Origin of the sequence: Streptomyces sp. NPDC093225 (assembly GCF_044753805.1) — a bacterium.
Lineage (GTDB): Bacteria > Actinomycetota > Actinomycetes > Streptomycetales > Streptomycetaceae > Streptomyces.
The window spans coordinates 14639-37032 of sequence record NZ_JBIVNX010000040.1; the positions used below are offsets into that span (position 1 = coordinate 14639).

The following is a 22394-nucleotide window of genomic DNA, read 5'->3' on the forward strand; positions in this document are numbered from 1 at the left end:
CAGCAGGCGCGGCCTCGGCAACCGGCGCAGCGGTGGCACGGGTGGCACGACGACGCGTGCGCTTCGGCGCAGCCTCCTCGGCAACCGGAGCCTCGACAGCAGCCTCCGCCACCGGAGCCTCCACGGCCTCGGCAGCAGGCGCGGCCTCGGCAACCGGCGCAGCGGTGGCACGGGTGGCACGACGACGCGTGCGCTTCGGCGCAGCCTCCTCGGCAACCGGAGCCTCGGCAACGGCCTCCGCGGCCGGCGCGTCGACGGCCTCGGCCGTCACCGGCGTACCGCCGGGCGGCCCCGCCGGGCGGGACGCCGCACGGCGCCGACGGCGCGGCGGCAGGGTGTCACTGGGGCTGTCCGCGGCGTTGCGCTGCGCGGACGCGTCAGTGGATTCGTTCTCGAGCATGCGGGCGGTTCTCCCGTCACGCTCCCGGGCGCCGCGCCTGACTTCCGGTCCCGCACGGCCCGCGCGATGTGCGCGGACCGGCGTCCGGGGCGCGTGCGCCGCACGGGAGCTCTAGTCCAAGCCCGCCGGTTCCGTACGCGCTGGGGCGTACGGCCTGGCGGAAGTCTTCAGGTCAGTGCGCCGCCCGACCCAGGTGGCTCCCGAGTGCCAGGGCTGCGCATCGACGACCTTCCCTGCGCGGGACCTCCTCCGGCGCCTACGCGCTGGCAGGTTCGGCGGCCGTAGGTGGGGCGGCCGTGACTGCCTCGCGGTCGGGCGCGAGCGGGTCGGTCACCGTGCCGGACTCCTCGTCGAAGAGCCCCTGCGCCAGCCTGGTCACCGCTGCGGGGACCGGCGGCGCCAGGTCGGCCACAGCTCGGAGACCGGACAGGACGTCGTCGGGTCGCACGGCAGGTGTCACGTGCCGAACAACCAGCCGCAGTATCGCACAGGCGTCGTCCGCCGGCCTATCAGCCGGGGCAGGAAGCGCCTCGAGGCTCACTACGGCCTCACGTGCGTCGAACTTGCGCAGTCCGTTCTTCGTACGGCGTTCCACCTCGACGGTGTCGGCACCGAGGAACGCGGCCGCGGCCCGCTCGGCCTCGGTGAGCTCCACGCCCTCCAGCCGCAGCTCCCAGATGGAAGCGGTCAGCCGGTCGGCGAGCCCCGACGTGCGGGCCTCGACGGCGTCGGTGATGTCCAGCCCGGCCGGCAGGGACTCGTCGAGCAGCGAGCGCAGCATCTCCGGGTCGCGGACCTGGGTGAGGGCGATCTCGAGGTACTCGGCCTCGGAGCCGGTACCGGTGGGGGCGGCGTTCGCGTACGACACCTTCGGGTGCGGCGTGAAACCCGCCGAGTACGCCATGGGCACCTCGGCCCGGCGCAGGGCGCGCTCGAACGCGCGCTGGAAGTCGCGGTGGCTGGTGAACCGGAGGCGGCCGCGCTTGGTGTAGCGCAGGCGGATGCGCTGCACCGCAGGTGCGGGCGGCGGGCCTTCGGGCTGTCGCTTGCCCAGTGGTTCTTCTCCTTGTGCGGGGCGCGAGCCCTCCGGCTCCGCCCTCTGACGTCTTTCGCAGCGGGGGCGGCTACGGGGCCGCGCCGACAGCTGTCGTACCCCCAGGGTACGCGCCCCTCACTTCCCCCCTTCCTTCAGCCGCTGCCCGGGGGGACGCCCGAAGGCCCCCCTTCCGGTTGCAGGCCGGGGAGCCCCGCCGGATCCCGGGTCAGAGCCGGCGGACCCGCTCCGGGTGGCGCGGCTGCGGGGAGGGGAGGTCGAACGCCGCGTTCCGCAGCGCCCGTCCCATGACCTTCGCGAGCGGCCGCTCCAGGAACCGCTGCACCAGGTACGACAGGACGATCAGACCGGCGACCGTGACCCCGACCAGCACCCAGGGGTCCACCCGCGTGCCGTACCGGTGCGCGACCGTCATGCCGATGACGTCGTGCAGCAGGTACAGCGGGAAGGTCAGCGTCCCCGCGACGGTCAGTCCGCGCCAGCGGATCCGCCGCGTCCAGCCCAGCGCGATGGCGGCGACGAGCAGGAAGATCACCGTGACCGCCAGCACCAGCCAGCCGCGCCACGGCGACCAGGTGGCCCAGTTGTTGCGGCCGTGCGGGTTCAGCAGGAAGTGCAGCGACAGCAGCCACGACATGCCGACGATGCCCCACAGGACCGGGGTCGGCCGGAACCGGTGCATCAGGTAGAAGGCCATGCCCGCGATGAAGTACGGCGCCGACGTCGGGTTGACCAGCAGGGTCAGCAGCGGCATGTGCGCTGCCGGCGCCAGCACCGTGGCGACCGTCCACACCCCGCAGAAGAAGACCACGCGCTGGTAGGTGAGGCCCTTCCACACCACGACGGCGAACGTCAGGTAGAAGCACAGCTCCGGCCAGAGGGTCCAGTAGACCGGGTCCAGGCTCTTGATGCCGAGCGGCACCTGGAGCATCGTGAAGTTGGCGAAGAGCACCCGCGGATTGGGACGGCCGAACGGCGTGTCGACCGCGTAGACGACGCACGCCGACACCACGATCGCGATCCAGTACATCGGGTACAGCCGGGTCACGCGGGAGATGAAGAAGTCACGCGGTGAGCGCCCCCACGCGCTCATGCAGATGACGAACCCGCTGATCAGGAAGAACAGGTCGACCCCGAGCCTGCCGAAGGCGAAGGACTCGTGCGCCTCGGGGAACAGGTTCTGGTACGGCCGCCCCCAGATGTCGACCATCGCCCACGGCGTCTGCCCGACGAAGTGGAACATCACCACGGCCAGCGCGGCCAGGAACCGCAGCCCGTCCAGCGCCGCGAGCCGGTCCCGGCGGGCGGACGGCAGCGCCACCACTCGCGGCGCGACCGCCTGGTCGGCCCGCCCCGTGGCGGCACCGACCGCCACCCTCTGCTTCGCCTGCATCATCCATCCCCGTTCGGCGTCCCCGTCATCCACCGCCCCTGCTCGGGGCTGCCCGCCAGCCCTGAGGACAGGGCGCGCCGTGGAAGTAACGGTCGTTCGACCGTCGAACATACGAAATGGTTGTGCGATGCATCGTGTGTGCCCGGCCACGGGGTTCGTGGCGCACGCGCATCGGCCCCGTCCGGTGTGGACGGGGCCGACGGGGCGGGCGGTGCTACTTGTTCACGACCGACAGCGGCAGCAGCTTCTTGCCGGTGGGGCCGATCTGAATGTGGGTGTCGAGCTGCGGACAGACGCCGCAGTCGAAGCAGGGGGTCCAGCGGCAGTCCTCGACCTCGGTCTCGTCGAGGGCGTCCTGCCAGTCCTCCCACAGCCAGTCCTTGTCGAGGCCCGAGTCGAGGTGGTCCCACGGGAGGACCTCCTCGTACGTGCGCTCGCGCGTGGTGTACCAGGCGACGTCCACGCCGAACTCGGGCAGCGCCTTCTCGGCGGCCCGCATCCAGCGGTCGTACGAGAAGTGCTCGCGCCAGCCGTCGAAGCGGCCGCCGTCCTCGTACACGGCGCGGATGACCGCGCCGATGCGGCGGTCGCCGCGCGAGAGCAGGCCCTCGACGATGCCCGGCTTGCCGTCGTGGTAGCGGAAGCCGATGGAACGGCCGTACTTCTTGTCGCCGCGGATCTTGTCGCGCAGCTTCTCCAGGCGGGCGTCCGTCTCCTCGGCGGAGAGCTGCGGCGCCCACTGGAAGGGGGTGTGCGGCTTGGGGACGAACCCGCCGATCGAGACGGTGCAGCGGATGTCGTTCTGGCCCGAGACCTCGCGGCCCTTGGCGATCACGTTGATCGCCATGTCGGCGATCTGGAGCACGTCCTCGTCGGTCTCCGTCGGCAGGCCGCACATGAAGTACAGCTTCACCTGGCGCCAGCCGTTGCCGTAGGCGGTGGCGACCGTGCGGATCAGGTCCTCCTCCGAGACCATCTTGTTGATGACCTTGCGCATGCGCTCGGAGCCGCCCTCGGGGGCGAAGGTCAGACCGGACCGGCGACCGTTGCGGGTCAGCTCGTTGGCCAGGTCGACGTTGAAGGCGTCCACGCGGGTGGAGGGCAGGGAGAGGCCGATCTTGTCTTCCTCGTACCGGTCCGCCAGGCCCTTGGCGATGTCCGCGATCTCCGTGTGGTCCGCGGAGGACAGCGAGAGGAGGCCGACCTCCTCGAAGCCCGTGGCCTTCAGGCCGCGGTCCACCATCTCGCCGATGCCGGTGATGCTTCGCTCCCGCACGGGGCGCGTGATCATGCCGGCCTGGCAGAAACGGCAGCCGCGGGTGCAGCCGCGGAAGATCTCCACCGACATCCGCTCGTGCACGGTCTCGGCGAGCGGGACGAGCGGCTGCTTCGGGTAGGGCCATTCGTCGAGGTCCATGACGGTGTGCTTGGACACCCGCCACGGCACGCCGGAGCGGTTCGGCACGACGCGGCCGATGCGGCCGTCGGGCAGGTACTCCACGTCGTAGAACCCCGGGATGTACACCGAACCGGTCTTGGCGAGGCGGAGCAGGACCTCCTCGCGGCCGCCGGGCCGGCCCTCGGCCTTCCAGGCGCGGATGATCTCGGTCATGTCGAGCACGGCCTGCTCGCCGTCGCCGATGACCGCCGCGTCGATGAAGTCCGCGATCGGCTCGGGGTTGAAGGCCGCGTGGCCGCCCGCGAGGACGATCGGGTCGTCGATCGTGCGGTCCTTGGACTCCAGCGGGATGCCCGCCAGGTCCAGGGCCGTGAGCATGTTGGTGTAGCCCAGCTCGGTGGAGAAGCTGAGGCCGAAGACGTCGAAGGCCTTGACCGGGCGGTGGCTGTCGACGGTGAACTGCGGCACGTGGTGCTCGCGCATCAGCGCCTCGAGGTCCGGCCACACGCTGTACGTGCGCTCGGCCAGGACGCCCTCGCGCTCGTTGAGTACCTCGTAGAGGATCATGACGCCCTGGTTGGGCAGGCCGACCTCGTACGCGTCCGGGTACATCAGCGCCCAGCGCACGTCACAGGACTCCCACGGCTTGACCGTGGAGTTCAGCTCTCCGCCGACGTACTGGATGGGCTTCTGCACATGCGGGAGCAGGGCCTCGAGCTGTGGGAAGACCGAGTCAGTCATGGGGGACGAACCTTCGTGAGCTGGCAGGGGTGACCATCAAGCGTAACCCGCTCGAAGGGTGCTCCGGTCCGCCTCGTGGTCATCGCCCGCCCGGTACCCGGGCCCGCCGCCGTCGCGGCGGGCCCGGGTACCGGTCTCACCACGCCGGCCGCTCGACCTCCGCCCACGTCTGCGGCAGCTCGCGCTCGCGGCGTTCGGCGACGGCCTCCTCGCGGCCGTACAGCAGGCCCCAGGTGAAGGCGGACTCGCCGGCCGCGTGGGCCTGCACGGCCAACAGGCGCAGGGCCTCGCGGGCCACGACGCTGTCCTGGTGGTCGCCGAGCAGGCTCTGCACGGCCTTGACCTGCTTGGCGAAGCGCTTGGCGGGCGGGCCGAGCACGGGTACGGCGCCCTCGGCGGCGTACCGGGTGCGCTTGGCCGCCTTGCGGGCCTCGTGCAGGGCGAGGTCGCGGTCGGGACCGGCGTCGAGGGAGAGGGCGTGGCCGACCCGCCGGGCGAGCCGGTCGTGGTCCCGCCGGACGGCCTTGCCGAAGGCCTTGGCGGGGTCCTTCGCCGCGCCGGGCAGCAGGGGCGGGTCGGCGAGCAGGGCGTCGAGGGCGTCGAGCAGGGCCAGGTAGCGCGGGCCGTCGAGGACGGCGAGGGCGCGGCGGCGGGAACCGGCGCGGCGGGCGGTGTTCCAGATGCGCAACCGGCCGCGGACGGGACCGAGCTGCAGGGTGCGCGGGAGTTCGCCGAGGTGGTCCTGGAGGCGGTCCATGAGGACTTCCTGGTCGCGGTCGACGCCGAGCTCGGCGGCGAGCCAGCGCAGCTCCTCGCCGATGGGGTCGGTGACGGTGCGGTCCAGGACGCGCTTGTGGGTCTTGAAGGCGCTGCGCAGCCGGCGGGTGGCCACGCGCATCTGGTGGACGGAGTCGGGCAGGTCGCGGCGGACGGCGGGGTCGTGGGCGACGAGGGCGGCGACCTGTTCGCGTACGTACGCCAGGACGTACGCGCCCGCGCTGTCGAGGGGCGGTGCGGGCTGCGGCGGGCGGGCGGACCCGGTTTCGGCGAGCGCGCGGGCGAGCTTGGAGGGGGCGTCGGAGACGCGCAGTCCTGCCTTGCGGAACTTCTGCTCGATGGTGTCGAGGAGGTCGGGATCGACCCCGTCGGCGAGTTCGGCCTCGACCTCCGTCCAGTCGGCGGCGGCGGGCGGGTCGGCGAGCCGTTCGGCGCGGACGGTGTCGGTGCTGAGTTCGGCGAGGAGGTGTCCGTCGGCGTCCTTGAGGTGGACCACGTCGCGCGAGGAGAGCAGGCGGACGAGGGGCACGAGGTCGGCGCCGCGGACGCGGGACCGGACCAGGGCGGCGAGCGGACGGGGGACCGCGTCGGAGAGCGGGGCGGTGATCTCGTCGCGGACGCCGGGGGCGACCGGGAGCTTGAGGTGCCAGCCCGCGTCGGCGCCACCGGTCCGGCGCCGGAGGGTGAGCCCGTCGGCGGCGAGCCGCTGGTCGGGGGTGTCGTAGTAGACCGCGTCGAGCTCGACCGTGCCCTGGGGTTCGGAGGCGGCGACGGGCGCCGTGCCGCTCAGGTCCGGCAGCCGCCGAGTGTTCTTCTTCGGCGCCTTGCGACCGTTCTTGCCCGCTTCCGGGCTCGTATCGAACTCGAACTTCCGCTCAATCTCGCGCTTCGCGTCCGCCATAGACCGAACTTAGTCTTCATCAGCTCATCATGTGAGTGTTACCCGACATCCGGCCCCGCATCCGTCCGAGATCCGACGGATGCGCTCCCCTCATGAGGGCAGCAACCGCCGAAGCCCCCGTCAGGCCGCCCCGTGGTGTGTGGGGCAGCCTCTTGAGGCGCCATGGCAGGCTGGTCCGGAGGCAGGCCCGGGCCGAGGGGGGCCGCAGGCCCGGGCGAAGCCCCGAAGCCCTCGGGGTGGGCCTGCCGCAGGGCCTGCAGGCCATGGCGGGTCAAGAGGCGAGGGGACCCACACACCACGGGGCGGCCCCACGAAGCGAGAGCAAGCCCCGACACCGGCCCCCACGCCCGACCCGCCGAGCACCGACGCGGCACACCACGGACCGACCCCCGAAGCGAGCTCCCCTGGCTAGGCGGACAACGGCCGCTGCACCCGAATCGACTGCAGCAACCCGATCGCCACCCACACCGCGAACATCGACGACCCGCCGTACGACACGAACGGCAGCGGGAGCCCCGCCACCGGCATGATGCCGAGCGTCATCCCGATGTTCTCGAAGGCCTGGAAGGCGAACCAGGCGATGATCCCGGCCGCGACGATCGTCCCGTAGAGCTCGGTGGTCTCGCGCGCGATGCGGCAGGCCCGCCACAGCACCACCCCGAGCAGGAACAGGATGAGACCCGCCCCGACGAAGCCCAGCTCCTCCCCCGCCACCGTGAAGACGAAGTCGGTCTGCTGCTCGGGCACGAACTGGCCGGTGGTCTGCGAGCCCTTGAACAGCCCGGTGCCCAGCAGCCCGCCCGAGCCGATCGCGATGCGCGCCTGGTTGGTGTTGTAGCCCACGCCCGCCGGGTCCAGGTCGGGGTTGGCGAAGGCGGCGAAGCGGTTGATCTGGTACTCGTCCAGCACGCCCAGCTGCCAGATCGCGATGGCGCCCACGACGCCCGTGCCCAGCAGTCCGAGCACCCACCGGTTGGAGGCGCCGGAGGCCAGCAGCACGCCGAGCACGATGATGACCATGACCATGACCGAGCCGAGGTCGGGCATCAGCATGACGATGCCCATGGGCGCGGCGGCCAGGCACAGGGCCTTGACGACCGTGCGGTGGTCGGGGTGCGCCAGGTCGCCGGCGTCCACCCGGGTGGCCAGCAGCATCGCCATCACCAGGATGATGGTGATCTTGCAGAACTCGGAGGGCTGGAGCGAGAAGCCGCCGCCGATGACGATCCACGCGTGCGCGCCGTTGATGGTCGCCCCGAGCGGGGTGAGCACGGCGAGCACGAGCAGGATCGAGAGCCCGTACAGGAACGGCACCGCGCCGCGCAGGGTGCGGTGGCCGAGCCAGATCGTGCCGACCATCAGCGTGAAGCCGATGCCCGTGTTGAGCAGGTGGCGCAGGAAGAAGTAGTACGGGTCGCCCTGGTTGAGCGTGGTGCGGTTGCGGGTGGCCGACCACACCAGCAGCGAGCCGATGAGGGACAGCGCGAGCGCCGAGAACAGCAGCGGCCAGTCGAGCCGGCGCACTATCGAGTCGCGGGCGGTCAGCCGGGCCAGCGGCCCGCGCCGGGGGGCGTAGCGGGCGACGGAGAAGTTGCTGGCGGCCATCAGTCCCGCCACCTCGCGTCGCGGTGCGTCGGCCGGGTCGCCGGCTTCCCGGGCGGTCCGGCGAGGGCCGGCTCGGGATCCTCCTTGGGCTCGTCGGGGACGTAGGGGTGGATCTCGGGGGCGTCGATCGAGCCGTCCTTCTGGATCCTGGGCAGGGTGCTCTGGGGGTGCGGCAGGAGGGCCTTCCGCAGGTCCTGCTTGCCCTCCATGTCGAGGCCGTACAGGGCGTTGTAGATGTTGCGGACGAAGGGCCCGGAGGCTCCGGAGCCGGTACCACCCTGGGAGATGGTCATGACGATCGTGTAGTCCGAGGTGTAGGTGGCGAACCAGGAGGTGGTCTGCTTGCCGTAGACCTCGGCGGTACCGGTCTTGGCGTGCATGGGGATCTGCTTCTGCGGCCAGCCGCCGAACCGCCAGGCGGCGGTACCGCGGGTGGCGACGCCCTCGAGCGCCCCGTTTATCTGCGCCCTGGTCCGGGCGTCCATGGGCAGCCTGCCGTGGGCCTTCGGCTTGATCTCCTCGACGCGCTTCCCGTCGGCGCTGATGATCGCCTTGCCGATGGTGGGGTTCCACATGGTGCCGCCGTTGGAGATGGCCGCGTAGATGGTGGCCATCTGGATCGGCGTGACGAGGGTGTCGCCCTGGCCGATGGAGTAGTTGACGGAGTCACCGGCGCGCATGAGGTTGCCCTCGAGGCAGTTCTCGTAGGACAGCTGCTGGACGTACGTGCCGCCGCGCTTGCCGGTGCGGCACCACCAGTCCTTGTTGGCCTCCCAGAAGCGCTGCTTCCACTGGCGGTCGGGGACGCGGCCGCTGACCTCGTTGGGGAGGTCGATGCCGGTCTCCTTGCCGAGGCCGAACTGGTGAGCGGTCTTGTAGAAGATGTCGGCGGGGTTCTTCTTGGGCTTGAGGGCGCCGTCCCTCTGCCACTGCTGGTGGGCCAGGGCGTAGAAGACGGTGTCGCAGGAGACCTCGAGGGCCTGGCCGAGGGTGATGCTGCCGTGGCCCTGGGACTCGAAGTTCTTGAAGACCTGGCCGCCGATGGAGTACGAGCTGGGGCAGGGGTACTTGCCGTCGAAGGCGTACCCGGCGTTGACCGCGGCCGTGGTCGGGATGACCTTGAAGATGGAGCCGGGGGCGGCCTGGCCCTGGATGGCCCGGTTGAGGAGCGGGTAGTTGGAGTTCTTGCCGGTGAGCCGGGCGTAGTCCTTGGCGGAGATGCCGCCGACCCAGACGTTCGGGTCGTAGGTCGGGTTCGAGGCCATGGCGACGATGCGGCCGGTCTTGGACTCCATGACGACGACGGCACCGGCGTCGGCCTTGTAGTTCTCGCCGGTGTTGCGGTCGACGATCTTGCGCGCTTCCTTCATGGCCGTGTCGAGCTGGTACTCGGCCACGGCCTGGACGCGGGCGTCGATGCTGGTGACGACGTTGGCGCCGGCCTCGGCGGGGTCGGCGGCGGCCTGCCCGATGACCCGGCCCAGGTTGTCGACCTCGTACCGGGTGACGCCGGCCTTGCCGCGCAGTTGGCGGTCGTACGTGCGCTCCAGGCCGGAGCGGCCGACCTGGTCGGAGCGCAGGAGCGGCGAGCGGGTGTCCTTGGCCTGCTGGATCTCGTCGTCGGTGACGGGCGAGAGGTAGCCGAGGACCTGGCCGGTGTTGGAGCCGCCGGGGTCGGGGTAGCGGCGTACGGCGGTGGGCTCGGCGGTGATGCCGGGGAAGTCCTCGGCGCGCTCGCGGATCTGCAGGGCCTGCTGGGTGGTGGCCTTGTTGGTGACCGGGATCGGCTGGTACGGGGAGCCGTTCCAGCAGGGCTGCGGGGTCTGGGAGTCGCAGAGCCGGACCTTGTCCATGACCTCCTTGGGGGTCATGTCGAGGACGTCGGCGAGCCGGGTCAGGACGCCCTTGCCGCGGTCCTTCATCTTCATCAGCTCGGTGCGGCTGGCGGAGACGACCAGGCGGGTCTCGTTGTCGGCGAGCGGGATGCCGCGGGCGTCGAGGATCGAGCCGCGCACGGCGGGCTGGACGACCTGCTGGACGTGGTTGTTCTTGGCTTCGCTGCTGTACTCGTCGCCGTTGCGGATCTGGAGGTACCAGAGGCGGCCGCCGAGGGTGAACAGGAGGGAGAAGACCAGCACCTGGATGATGACGAGCCGGATCTGCACCCGGGGGGTGCGGCCGGTCTCGGGAATGTTGGTCACGCCTCCCCCTCGTTGGTGTGCGCCTGCTCCGCCGGGGCCGTCACAGCTTCCTGCCTCCCTTGAGGCGCGGCGTCTTCACGGACTTGACCGCCTTGACGCCCTTGACGCCGCCGGAGACGCCGATGCCCTTTATGCGGCCGGCCTTCTGGGCGCGGTTGCGGGCGGCCTTGACGCGCATGCTGTTGCGGGTGCCGCCGACGGTCAGGCCGGTGCCGCCGGAGAGCCAGCCGGCGGCTACGTCGGCGCCCTGGGCGGGGCCGCCGGCCGCCTCGACGGCCATGACGTCGTTCTCGGCGCGCCGGGCCAGCATCATGACGAGCGGCACGGCGAACGGGGCGAGCAGCAGGTCGTAGACGGCGGCGCTGAACAGCAGCCAGCCCAGCCCGACATGGCGGGCGGCGGTGTCGCCGACGAGGCCGCCGACCAGCCCGTACAGGAGGGTGGAGCCGAGGGCGGCGGCGACCACGGTGACCAGCGGGCCCCAGGCGGAGCGGAACCGGCCGTCGGCGGGGCGGGCGAGCCCGCACAGGTAGCCCACGACGCACAGGACGAGCGCGTAGCGGCCGGCGGCGTGGTCGGCGGGCGGGGCGAGGTCGGTCAGCAGGCCGGCGCCGAAGCCGATGAGGGCTCCGCTGGTGTGCCCGTAGACGAGGGCCAGGGCGACGACGGTGAGCAGCACGAGGTCCGGTACGGCGCCGGGCAGTTGCAGTCGGCCCAGGATGGTGACCTGGATGACGAGGGCGACCACGACGAGGGTGGTCGAGAGCAGGATCCGGTTGAAGCGCATGGCGGTCTCCTACTCGTCGGCCGGCTTGGCGGCGTCCCCGGAGGGGCTGGGGGCGACCGTCACGGTGACCGTGGGGATGGGCTTCGGCTTGGCGGGCCTGGGCGGCAGGACGGTGTCGCGCGGGTCGGTGCGCGGGGGCATGACGACGACGCCGACGATGTCGAGCCGGGAGAAGCCGACGTACGGGTCGACGTAGACGGTGCGGGTGAGGCCGCCGCCGGCCGGGTCGACGCGGACGACCTCGCCGAGCGGGACGCCGGGCACGAAGGGCTTGCTGCCGCGGGAGCCGAAGGTGACGAGCCGGTCGCCGGCCTTGATCTTGGCCTTGCCGTTGAGCATCTGGACGGCCAGCGGGCGGTCGCCCTGGCCGGTGGCGAAGCCGAGTTCGCCGGTCTTCTCCAGGCGGGTGCCGACGGTGAAGTCGGGGTCGTTGGCGAGGAGCACGGTGGCGGTGTCGGGGCCGACGGTGGTGACGCGGCCGACGAGTCCGTCGCCGTTGAGGACGGTCATGTCGCGCGCGATGCCGTCCTTGCTGCCGGCGTCGATGGTGACGGTCCAGGAGAAGCCCTGGGCCGCTCCTATCGCGATGACCTCGGCGCCCTTGATGCCGTACTGGCCGGCGCCGGCACTCTTGAGCATGCCGTCGAGTTCGCGGATGCGGCTGCGGTTGCGGTCGTCGCTGCCGAGCTTGGCCTTGAGGGCCGCGTTCTCGCGTTCCAGTGCGGTGATCCGGTTGTGGCGGTCGCCGGAGTCCCGTACCGCGCCTATGGCGTTGGCGACCGGGTCGACCGCGGTGGCCACACCCTTCTCGACCGGGCCGAAGACCGTGGCGGCGGCCCGGCGGGCACCGTCGACCGGTGACTCCTCGCCCGCCCGGATGTCCACCGTGATCAGCGCGAACGCGATGGCGACCAGCAGTACCAGGAGCAGCCGGCTCTCTCGTGTGTCCCTCACGTGCGGCGGCCGTGCCTTCCTTCTGGGAATTCTCTTTGCCTGTATATCAACGATCCGCCGCACGGGCGCGGCAGCACCCGTACGGCGGATCTCTGTGTTTCCGCTATCCCCTGAAAGGGGGCATTGTCAACGGCGTCCCGGCCGTGGGGCCGTGCCGACGGCGGCCCGCCGGCGCGCGGGTCGGCGTCAGCGGCGCGTGCCGGCGGCGGGGCGTCGTCAGCGGCGGGGCTGGGCGTCCAGGACCTGCTGGAGCGCCTCGAACTCCTCGACGCACTTGCCGGAGCCGAGGGCGACGGAGTCCAGCGGGTCCTCGGCGATGTGGATGGGCATGCCGGTCTCGCGGCGCAGCCGCTCGTCGAGGCCGCGGAGCAGGGCGCCGCCGCCGGTGAGGACGATGCCGCGGTCCATGATGTCGCCGGAGAGCTCGGGCGGGCACTTGTCGAGGGTCGTCTTGACCGCGTCGACGATGGCGTTGACGGGCTCCTCGATCGCCTTGCGGACCTCGGCGGCGGAGATGACCACGGTCTTGGGCAGGCCCGAGACGAGGTCGCGGCCGCGGATCTCGGTGTGCTCGTCCTTGTCGAGGTCGAAGGCGGAGCCGATGGTGATCTTGATCTGCTCGGCGGTCCGCTCACCGAGGAGGAGGCTGTACTCCTTCTTGATGTGCTGGATGATCGCGTTGTCGAGCTCGTCGCCGGCCACCCGGATCGACTGTGCCGTGACGATTCCGCCGAGGGAGATGACGGCCACCTCGGTGGTGCCGCCGCCGATGTCGACGACCATGTTGCCGGTGGCCTCGTGCACGGGCAGGCCGGAGCCGATGGCCGCGGCCATGGGCTCCTCGATGATGTGCACCTGACGGGCGCCAGCCTGGGTGGAGGCCTCGATGACGGCGCGGCGCTCGACCCCGGTGATGCCGGAGGGGACGCAGACCACGACGCGGGGACGGGCCAGGTAGCGGCGCTTGTGGATCTTGAGGATGAAGTACCGGAGCATGCGCTCGGTGATCTCGAAGTCGGCGATCACGCCGTCCTTGAGGGGGCGAACCGCGACGATGTTGCCGGGCGTCCGGCCGATCATCTTCTTCGCCTCGGAACCGACCGCGAGGATGCCACCGGTGTTCGTGTTGATGGCGACCACGGACGGCTCGTTCAGGACGATCCCCCGGCCCCTCACGTACACCAGCGTGTTGGCGGTCCCGAGGTCGACAGCCATGTCACGGCCGATGAACGACATTGAGTTCCCCTTGTTCCCCATGAGGAGCGTCTGGCCTTCCCAGTTGATAGCGGCTGCTGTCAGGACGGCGAGTCGGGTATGTGGGTGGAGGCCCCATCGTAGTGCCGGAGGTACGAACACCGCGCGACGGGACTCCGACCGGCCGGCCGGAACGGGTACCCGCCTCTCTTGATGGTGACGACAGGTCCGTCCCATGCGTTCCCGGCCATGGTGATCTATACCAAGGGGCGACCGAAATTACTTCGGTCGCCCCAGGCGGTGAGCGCTATATGGCTGACGCGACGTCAGACGGCGTCAGACGAGAGCGGGGAAGAACAGCTTCAGCTCGCGCTCGGCGGACTCCTCGGAGTCGGACGCGTGGATGAGGTTCTCGCGCACGATGGTGCCGAAGTCGCCGCGGATCGAACCGGGGGTGGCGACGATCGGGTCGGTCGGGCCGGCCAGGGTCCGCAGGCCCTCGATGGCGCGCTCGCCCTCGACGACGAGGACGACGACGGGGCCGGAGGCCATGAAGCCCATCAGGGGCTCGTAGAAGGGCTTGCCCTTGTGCTCGCCGTAGTGCTGCTCCAGGGTCTCCTGGTCCAGCGTGCGCAGCTCCATCGCCGGGATGGTCCAGCCGGCCTTGCGCTCGATACGGCCGATGATCTCGCCGATCAGGCCACGACGGACGGCGTCGGGCTTGAGGATGACGAGAGTGCGCTGGGTCATGGTGCGGCTCCTTGCGGCATACGGGTGCGGTGCGGAAAGGCTACAGGTGCGGTACGGACCGCCGTCACGCAGCGTCAGCGGCGGACGCGGCGGCACCCTGCGCCGCCCAGCGGGCCTTGGCCTCGTCGATCTTGCGGCCGTAGTGGACGGAGGCCCACCACAGGCCGGCGAAGACCGCACCGAGGAAGAACATGGTGGGGACGACCAGGCCGCTGGCGATCAGGCCGATCTGGAGCGCCCACCCGACCGTGACCGCGCCGGGGCGGGAGAGCATCCCGCACAGCAGCACGGTGAGCAGCATGGCGATCCCGCACACCGTCCACACGGTGGCGGTGGACAGGTCGCCCTTCATGGCGACCAGCCCGGCGAAGCCGATGACGAAGAACTCGCCGATCAGCGTGGAGGCGCACAGCGTCCGCATGGTGGGTCCCTCAGTTCTTCTTCAGCAGCAGCCGGGCCTCGCCGACCGTGAACACCGAGCCGGTCACCAGGACGCCGGCCCCTCCGTACTCGGCCTCTTCCTCGGCCAGGGTGATCGCCGCCTCGATGGCGTCGTCCAGGCGCGGCTCGACCTGCACGCGGTCGCCGCCGAAGACGTCGACCGCTATGGCGGCCAGTTCGTCGGCGCCGATCGCGCGGTGGGTGGAGTTCTGGGTGACGACGATCTCGGCGAAGATCGGCTCGAAGGCCTCCAGGACGCCGCGGACGTCCTTGCCGTCGCTGGCGGCGAACACGCCGACCAGGCGGCTGAAGCCGAAGGACTCGGTGACCGCCTCGGCGGTCACGCGCGCGCCGGCCGGGTTGTGCGCGGCGTCCAGCACCACGGTGGGGCTGCGCCGGACGACCTCCATGCGGCCCGGGGAGGTGACGGTCGCGAACGCGCGGCGGACCGTGTCGATGTCGAGCGGGCGGGCGTGCTCGGCGCCGATGCCGAAGAACGCCTCGACCGCGGCGAGGGCCACGGCGGCGTTGGCCGCCATGTGGGCGCCGTACAGGGGCAGGAAGACGCCCTCGTACTCGCCGCCCAGCCCGCGCAGGGTCAGCTGCTGGCCGCCGACGGCGACCTCGCGGGAGACCACGCCGAACTCCATGCCCTCGCGGGCCACGGTGGCGTCCACCTCGACGGCCCGCTTGAGCAGGACCTGGGCGGCGTCGACGGGCTGCTGGGCGAGGATGACGGTGGCGTCCTGCTTGATGACCCCGCCCTTCTCGGCCGCGATCTCCGCGTGGGTGGTGCCGAGCCGGTCGGTGTGGTCGAGGCTGATCGGGGTGATCACGGCGACCGAGCCGTCGATGACGTTGGTGGCGTCCCAGGTGCCGCCCATGCCGACCTCGACCACGGCCACGTCGACCGGCGCGTCGGCGAAGGCCGCGTACGCCATGCCCGTCATGACCTCGAAGAACGACAGTCGGATGTCCTCGCGCTCGTCGACCAGCTCGATGTACGGCTTGATGTCCCGGTAGGTGTCGACGAACCGCTCGGCCTCGATGGGGGCGCCGTCCAGGCTGATGCGCTCGGTGATCAGCTGCACGTGGGGGCTGGTGTAGCGGCCGGTGCGCAGGTCGAAGGCGGAGAGCAGGGCCTCGATCATGCGGGCGGTGCTGGTCTTGCCGTTGGTGCCGGTGACGTGGATGGAGGGGTACGCGCGCTGCGGCTCGCCGAGCACGTCCATCAGGGCGGTGATCCGCTTGACCGAGGGCTCGAGCTTGGTCTCGCCCCAGCGGGTGGCGAGCTCCGCCTCGACCTCGTGCAGGGCCTTGTCGACCTCGGGGTCCTGGGGGCGGGTGGGGATCGGGTCCCCCTGGGGCGGACCGGCCATGGCGCGCAGGGTGCGGCTGCCGGCCTCGATCACCGCCAGGTCGGGGTCGCGGTCCTGCTCCGCGTCGACGATGTCGTCGAACGCTCCGGTGTCGTCGAAACGGTCGTTGGGCTCGGGCTGCTCACTCACAGACCCAGTCTACGAGCGGGGCCGACGGGGGCGGGACGGGAGCAGGACGGGAGCGGGACGGAGGGCGGTCACTTCCACTCGTAGACCTTGGCGGAGATCTTGCCGTCGGGGTCCGTCTCGAATTCGAAGACGGCCGCGATGCCGTTCAGCTGGGCGAACCGATCCCCGGTGGTCTCGTAGAAGAGGGCGCCGCGCCAGCTGACACCGCCGGATCCGGTGAGGTGGCCGACTCCGGAACCGTGCCAGGTGAGGGTGTCGCCGTCCGCGGTCATGGCGACGCCCTCACCCTCGCCGAACAGGGTGCCGTCGGCCCGGTTGGCGGAATGGTAGGTGCCCAGGTCGCTGACGGACGCGCCCAGGAGCGTGCCGGACGCCCGGTACGAGGACTCCAGGACGGCGTGGCCGCCCTCTGCGGAGAGCACGCGGACGCCGGTGACCTCGCCGATTTCCTCACCGATGAGTTCGCCGAGCATGACAGGGACTCCTCTCGTCCCCGAGGTTCGTCGGACGGGTCCCCTCTTCCGGGGTACGCCCCCCGGTGGGCGTACGCAAGTCGCGGCGGCTCCCGGGGCGGTCGGCCCGGGGGCGGTGGCTCCCGGGCCGGGTCCGTCGGGGAGGGCGCGGCCCGATCGGGTTGTGGCGGAGCTCGCACTTGCGCGAATGGCGGAACCCGAATCCCGAATTCGGACTCTCCTTCGTCGGACCGTTCCGTTCGCCCGCGACGGAGTCGTTCTCGCCCTGATCGTTACCGAATTCGGTCATCGGCTCATCTGAGCACTTCATAGGATGAGCGTTTGGGATTCGGCGCTCACGGGCGGCCGAATACCGGACATTTCAACAGGGATTCACGGGGATTCGTCAACATGACCACGCCAGCCACCGCCGCACCGCCGACCCGTGCGCCCGACCGGGCCGGCGGGACCACCGCCCGGCCCGGGCCGCTGACCCGGCTGCGTGCGTCCGGTACCGCCGCCGCGGTCACCTCGGCGGTCATGGCGATGACCGCCTACTGCCTCGGCATGGCGGCCCACGGCACGTACCCGTTCGGCCAGGGCGCGCGCGCCGTGAACGACCTCCGCCACCAATACGTCCCCTTCCACGCCCACTTGTGGGACCTCCAGCACGGTGCCGCCCAGGGCGACCTGTTCTTCAACTGGCAGAGCGGCTACGGAAACGGTTTCCTCGCCGAGTTCTTCACCTACCTCGGCAACCCGTTCTCCTGGCTGACCGGCCTCTTCCCCCGCGAGTACGCCGACTTCTCCGTCTTCCTCGTCACCCTCCTCAGCATCGGCCTCGCCGCCGCCGTCATGACCGCCTTCCTCGGCCGGCTGCGCCCCGGCTCGCCCTGGCTGCGCGCCGTGCTCGCCACCGGGTACGCCGTCTGCGGCTGGAGCCTGCTCGAAGGCGGCATCGTCCCCATGTGGATGTGGGGCCTGGTGGCGTTCCCGCTGCTGTGCCTGGCCGCCGACCACTGCCTCACCGGCCGCCGCTGGGTGCTCGGCACCCTCTACTTCGCCCTGTGCTGGTACGCGAACTTCTACACCGCGGCCATGGCCACCCTCGGCGCCGCCCTCGTCCTGCTCCTGCGCCTGGCCGTCACCGACCTCCCCTGGCGCGCCCGCGTCCGGGCCCTGTGGCGGGCCGCCACCATGACCGTCACCGGCCTGCTGCTGGCCGCCCCCGCCGTGACCGTCTCCGGCCTCGCCAACGCCCAGTCCCAGCCCAGCGACAGCTACGTCGTCAGCGTGGCCACCGAGCCCCTGACCTACCTCGGCCTCTTCCTGCCCGGCAGCGTGCCCGAACCCGCCGCCCCCAACGTCTTCACCGGCGTCCTGGTCCTGCTCCTCGTCCTCGCCCTGCCCTTCCAGGGCAAGGTCCGCGTCCGTGAGCGGATCGGCTGGCTGCTGCTCATCGGCCTGGTCGCCGTCTCCTTCGTGTACACCCCGACCGCCCAGCTGTGGCAGGGCTTCACCCTCCCGCACGGCTCGCCCTTCCGCGAGAGCTTCGTCCTCAGCGGCCTGCTCGTGATGGCCGCCTGGATCTGCCTGTCCCACATGCCCAGGGCCCTGACCCTGGTCGGCGGCGCCGCGCTGACCGCACTGCTGGTCTGGGCCGCCCGCGACACCCAGCCGGCCAACGACTACGCCCTGCGCTGCACCGCCCTCGGCGGCGCCGGCACCGTCGCCCTGCTCCTGCTGTACGCGCGCGGGCTGCGCCGCACCGCCCGGACCGCCGTCGTCGCCGCGCTGGCCGCCTGCACCCTGGCCACCAGCACCTACGCCGTCTTCGCCACCCACACCCTCTTCGACCCGGCACTGCGCGGGTACACCGAGAACATCACCATGGACGCGCTGGCCGAGAACGCCCACCGGGCGGCCGTCGACCACGCCGACTGGCCGCGCTCGCGCACCGGCATCGACCCGAGCCTGTTCGTCGCCAACAACGACCCGCTGCTCTTCGGCGTCCAGGGCGGCAGCTACTACAGCAGCTACGTCACCAAGGAAGCCGCCACCGGGCTGCGCGCCCTCGGCGTCGGCTACGCGATGGGCGGCCGCAGCCTGTTCCGGACCGGCGACCCGTTCTTCAACGCCCTCATGGGCATCGGCACGCTGCTGGAACGCCCCGGCGACGGGCCCGAGGTCACCGCCCGCACCCTCACCGGCCTCCCCCTGGTCAGCCTGCGCGGCCCCGGCGCCGACCGGGCGTACGGGGCGCCGGCCGGCTCGGTCTGGGCCCGCCGCAACGCCGCGCTGGGCGCGCACGTGTACGACGTACCGAAGTTCAGGTACTCGCACGGGCCGGTCGACGGCCGCGGCCCGGCGGGCTTCGCCCTGGGCCTGGCCGAGTCGGGCAAGGCCTGGAGCAGCTTCACCGCCCGGTGCCGGCCCGGCGACCAGGCCTACCTGTACGCGCCGGAGCTGTTCGGCGTGGCCGTCGGCTCCGGAGCCACCGAGCCGACCAGCAGCTCCGCCCGGCCGCCGGCCGTCCTCATGCCGGTCCAGCCGCTGGGCACCGTCCCGGCCGACGGCAGGCTGAAGTTCGCCGTCGGCGCGACCCGGCCCGGCCAGGTGCTGCCCTACGACGCGGTCGGCTGCCTGGGGCCGAAGGCCTTCCACGGCGCCGTCCAGGCCGTCCGCTCGGCCGGACCCGCGCACCTCGACGTCGGCGGCCACACGGTCCGCGCCACCTTCCCCAAGGGCTCCCGGGGCACCGCGGTGGTCGCCGCCCCGGCGATCCAGGGCTGGGCGTGCTCGGTGGACGGCGGCCCGTCCGCGCCGCCGGTGTCGTACCAGGGGCTGCTCGGCATCCCGCTGGGCGCGGGCGCGTCCACGGTCTCCTGCTCCTACACCCCGCCCGGGCTGAACCCGGGCCTGGCCGCGACCGGCGTCGGGACGCTGCTGGTCGGCGGCGTGCTCCTGTACCCGATGGTCCGGCGGCGGTGGGGCGTCCGCCGCGGCTGACCCGCCACCCCCGGGGCACGCATGCGGAAGGCCCCCGCACCCGATTCGGGTGCGGGGGCCTTCTGTCGGCCGGGGCCGGATCAGGCGGCGGGCAGACCCGCCAGCTGGGCCTCGATGCGGGCGATGTCCGCCTCGGCCTTGGCCAGCCGGCCCTTGATCTTGTCCACGACGTTGTCGGGGGCCTTGGCCAGGAAGGCCTCGTTCCCGAGCTTCGCCTCGGCCTGCTGCTTCTCCTTCTGCGCGGCCGCCAGGTCCTTGGCCAGGCGCTTGCGCTCCGCGGCCACGTCGATGGTGCCGGACAGGTCGAGGGCGACCGTGGCGCCGGCCACCGGAAGGGTGGCGGTGGCGCTGAAGCCCTCGCCCTCCGGCTGAAGGCGCAGCAGCTGGCGGATGGCGCCCTCGTGGGCGGCCAGCGGCGTGCCGGCCAGGTCCAGGCGGGCCGGGACCTTCTGGCCCGGCTGCAGGCCCTGGTCGGCGCGGAACCGGCGGACCTCGGTCACGACCTGCTGCAGGTTCTCGATCTCGGCCTCGGCGGCCTCGTCGCGGAAGCCCGAGTCGGTCGGCCACTCGGCGACGACGATGGACTCGCGGCCCGTGAGGGTGGTCCACAGGGTCTCGGTGACGAACGGGACGACCGGGTGCAGCAGGCGCATCAGGACGTCCAGGACCTCGCCGAGGACGCGACCGGAGGCCTTGGCCCCCTCGCCGCCCGCGAAGAACGTCGTCTTCGACAGCTCGACGTACCAGTCGAAGACCTCGTCCCACGCGAAGTGGTAGAGGGCGTCCGACAGCTTCGAGAACTGGTAGTCCTCGTAGAACGCGTCCACCTCGGCGACGGTCTTGTTCAGGCGGGACAGGATCCAGCGGTCGGTGGCCGACAGCTGCTCGGCCGGCGGCAGCTCGCCCTCGATCGTGGCGCCGTTCATGAGCGCGAAGCGCGTGGCGTTCCAGATCTTGTTGGCGAAGTTGCGGGAGGCCTGGACCCAGTCCTCGCCGATCGGGACGTCCACGCCCGGGTTGGCGCCCTTGGCCAGGGTGAAGCGGACGGCGTCGGAGCCGTACTTGTCCATCCAGTCCAGCGGGTTGACCGCGTTGCCGAACGACTTCGACATCTTCTTGCCGCGCTCGTCGCGGACCATGCCGTGCAGGGCGATGGTGTGGAACGGCGGGACGCCGTCCATCGCGTACAGGCCGAACATCATCATCCGGGCGACCCAGAAGAAGAGGATGTCGTAGCCGGTGACCAGGACGGAGTTCGGGTAGAACTTCGCGAGGCTCTCGGTCTGCTCCGGCCAGCCGAGGGTGGAGAAGGGCCACAGGCCGGAGGAGAACCAGGTGTCGAGGACGTCGGTGTCCTGGCGCCAGCCCTCGCCGCTCGGCGGCTGCTCGTCGGGTCCGACGCAGACGACCTCGCCGTTCGGGCCGTACCAGACCGGGATGCGGTGGCCCCACCAGAGCTGGCGCGAGATGCACCAGTCGTGGAGGTTGTCGACCCAGTCGAAGTACCGCTTCTCCATCTCCTGCGGGTGGATCTTGACCTTGCCGTCGCGGACCGCGTCGCCCGCGGCCTTGGCGAGCGGGCCGACCTTGACCCACCACTGCATCGACAGGCGCGGCTCGATGGTGGTCTTGCAGCGCGAGCAGTGGCCCACGGAGTGCGTGTACGGGCGCTTCTCGGCGACGATCCGGCCCTCGGCGCGCAGCGCGGCGACGATGGCGGAGCGGGCCTCCAGGCGGTCCAGGCCCAGGAAGGGGCCGTGCGCCGTGATGACGGCGTGCTCGTCCATCACCGCGATGGCCGGCAGGTTGTGGCGCTGGCCGATCTCGAAGTCGTTCGGGTCGTGCGCCGGCGTCACCTTGACGGCACCGGTGCCGAACTCGGGGTCGACGTGCGCGTCCGCGACGACCGGGATGCGGCGGCCGGTCAGCGGCAGCTCGATCTCGGTGCCGACGAGGTGCTTGTAGCGCTCGTCCTCGGGGTGGACGGCGACGGCCGTGTCGCCCAGCATCGTCTCGGCGCGGGTCGTCGCGACGACGATGGACGCGTCGCCCTCGCCGTACCGGATGGAGACGAGCTCGCCGTCGTCGTCCTGGTACTCGACCTCGATGTCGGAGATCGCGGTCAGGCAGCGCGGGCACCAGTTGATGATGCGCTCGGCGCGGTAGATCAGCTCGTCGTCGTAGAGCTTCTTGAAGATGGTCTGGACGGCCTGCGAGAGGCCCTCGTCCATGGTGAAGCGCTCACGGGACCAGTCGACGCCGTCGCCGAGGCGGCGCATCTGGCCGGAGATCTGGCCGCCCGACTCGCCCTTCCACTTCCAGACGCGCTCGACGAACGCCTCGCGGCCGAGGTCGTGGCGGGACTTGCCCTCCTTGGCCAGCTCGCGCTCGACGACGTTCTGGGTCGCGATGCCGGCGTGGTCCATGCCGGGCTGCCACAGCGTCTCGAAGCCCTGCATGCGCTTGCGGCGGGTGAGGGCGTCGATCAGCGTGTGCTCGAAGGCGTGGCCCAGGTGCAGCGAGCCCGTGACGTTCGGCGGCGGGATGACGATGGTGTACGCCGGCTTGTCGCTCTTGGCGTCCGCCTCGAAGTAACCGCGCTCTACCCAGCGCTCGTAGAGCTTCCCCTCTACCTCGGCCGGCGCGTACTGGGTCGGCAGTTCGGAGTTCGGGGCGCTTGGCTGCTGCTGAGTGTTCTCGGTCACGGGGCACAGTTTAGAGGTGTCACGGCTTGGTACTGAAACCGAATAGGCGTGCCCCCGGCGCCCCGGCGCCCGCCTTGATCCGCCAGGATGTCAGAAACACATAAAGGCATCCTGGAGGGGAAC

Annotated in this window: 15 protein-coding genes and 1 pseudogene; 1 reads left to right on the forward strand and 15 read right to left on the reverse strand. The window is 71.5% G+C overall.

The annotated features are described in order from the left end of the window. The 14 genes and pseudogenes from ACIQCH_RS28740 to ACIQCH_RS28805 all read right to left on the reverse strand — a co-directional run. A pseudogene (locus tag ACIQCH_RS28740) lies at window positions 1-400 on the reverse strand (ribonuclease E/G); the annotation flags it as partial. 256 nt (window positions 401-656) lie between these two features. Continuing rightward, entirely contained in the window at window positions 657-1412 is a 756-nt protein-coding gene (locus ACIQCH_RS28745; RefSeq protein ID WP_402585568.1) for a TIGR03936 family radical SAM-associated protein, read from the reverse strand. Window positions 1413-1662: 250 nt separating this feature from the next. Continuing rightward, window positions 1663-2847, reverse strand: coding sequence for an acyltransferase family protein (locus ACIQCH_RS28750; RefSeq protein WP_402585570.1), 1185 nt, complete (start codon window positions 2845-2847; stop codon window positions 1663-1665). A gap of 214 nt (window positions 2848-3061) precedes the next feature. Then, window positions 3062-4987: a TIGR03960 family B12-binding radical SAM protein gene (locus tag ACIQCH_RS28755; protein WP_402585572.1), complete on the reverse strand. Its 1926-nt coding sequence runs from the start codon at window positions 4985-4987 to the stop codon at window positions 3062-3064. 136 nt (window positions 4988-5123) lie between these two features. Continuing rightward, on the reverse strand, window positions 5124-6665 hold the full coding sequence (locus ACIQCH_RS28760) for a CHAD domain-containing protein (RefSeq protein ID WP_402585574.1): 1542 nt from the start codon (window positions 6663-6665) through the stop codon (window positions 5124-5126). Between the two features lie 408 nt (window positions 6666-7073). Further along, the gene (gene rodA / locus ACIQCH_RS28765; RefSeq protein WP_402585576.1) at window positions 7074-8270 is read right to left on the reverse strand and encodes a rod shape-determining protein RodA; all 1197 of its coding nucleotides are present in this window, start codon (window positions 8268-8270) and stop codon (window positions 7074-7076) included. Next, entirely contained in the window at window positions 8270-10471 is a 2202-nt protein-coding gene (mrdA, locus tag ACIQCH_RS28770; protein WP_402585578.1) for a penicillin-binding protein 2, read from the reverse strand. The genes rodA and mrdA overlap by 1 nt, the downstream gene beginning before the upstream one ends. 40 nt (window positions 10472-10511) lie before the next feature. Beyond that, window positions 10512-11258: a rod shape-determining protein MreD gene (gene mreD / locus ACIQCH_RS28775; RefSeq protein ID WP_402585580.1), complete on the reverse strand. Its 747-nt coding sequence runs from the start codon at window positions 11256-11258 to the stop codon at window positions 10512-10514. 9 nt (window positions 11259-11267) lie between these two features. After that, window positions 11268-12212 (reverse strand): rod shape-determining protein MreC, encoded by a 945-nt coding sequence (gene mreC, locus ACIQCH_RS28780; protein WP_402585582.1) that lies wholly within the window; start codon window positions 12210-12212, stop codon window positions 11268-11270. A 216-nt stretch (window positions 12213-12428) separates the two neighbouring features. Beyond that, window positions 12429-13448, reverse strand: coding sequence for a rod shape-determining protein (locus ACIQCH_RS28785; protein WP_030201485.1), 1020 nt, complete (start codon window positions 13446-13448; stop codon window positions 12429-12431). A 294-nt stretch (window positions 13449-13742) separates the two neighbouring features. Next, window positions 13743-14156, reverse strand: a complete 414-nt coding sequence (gene ndk / locus ACIQCH_RS28790) for a nucleoside-diphosphate kinase (protein ID WP_402585584.1) — start codon at window positions 14154-14156, stop codon at window positions 13743-13745. 64 nt (window positions 14157-14220) lie between these two features. After that, the gene (locus ACIQCH_RS28795; protein ID WP_402585586.1) at window positions 14221-14577 is read right to left on the reverse strand and encodes a DUF4233 domain-containing protein; all 357 of its coding nucleotides are present in this window, start codon (window positions 14575-14577) and stop codon (window positions 14221-14223) included. Between the two features lie 10 nt (window positions 14578-14587). Then, window positions 14588-16105, reverse strand: a complete 1518-nt coding sequence (locus tag ACIQCH_RS28800; RefSeq protein ID WP_402585588.1) for a bifunctional folylpolyglutamate synthase/dihydrofolate synthase — start codon at window positions 16103-16105, stop codon at window positions 14588-14590. Window positions 16106-16173: 68 nt separating this feature from the next. Further along, complete coding sequence (locus ACIQCH_RS28805) at window positions 16174-16578, reverse strand: hypothetical protein (protein WP_402585590.1); 405 nt, start codon at window positions 16576-16578, stop codon at window positions 16174-16176. Between the two features lie 390 nt (window positions 16579-16968). On the opposite strand from ACIQCH_RS28805, the gene ACIQCH_RS28810 reads away from it, so the two are divergent. Continuing rightward, window positions 16969-19566 (forward strand): YfhO family protein, encoded by a 2598-nt coding sequence (locus ACIQCH_RS28810; RefSeq protein WP_402585592.1) that lies wholly within the window; start codon window positions 16969-16971, stop codon window positions 19564-19566. A gap of 80 nt (window positions 19567-19646) precedes the next feature. On the opposite strand, the gene ACIQCH_RS28815 is transcribed toward ACIQCH_RS28810, so the two are convergent. Beyond that, on the reverse strand, window positions 19647-22271 hold the full coding sequence (locus tag ACIQCH_RS28815) for a valine--tRNA ligase (protein ID WP_402585594.1): 2625 nt from the start codon (window positions 22269-22271) through the stop codon (window positions 19647-19649). Between the last annotated feature and the right edge of the window lie 123 nt (window positions 22272-22394).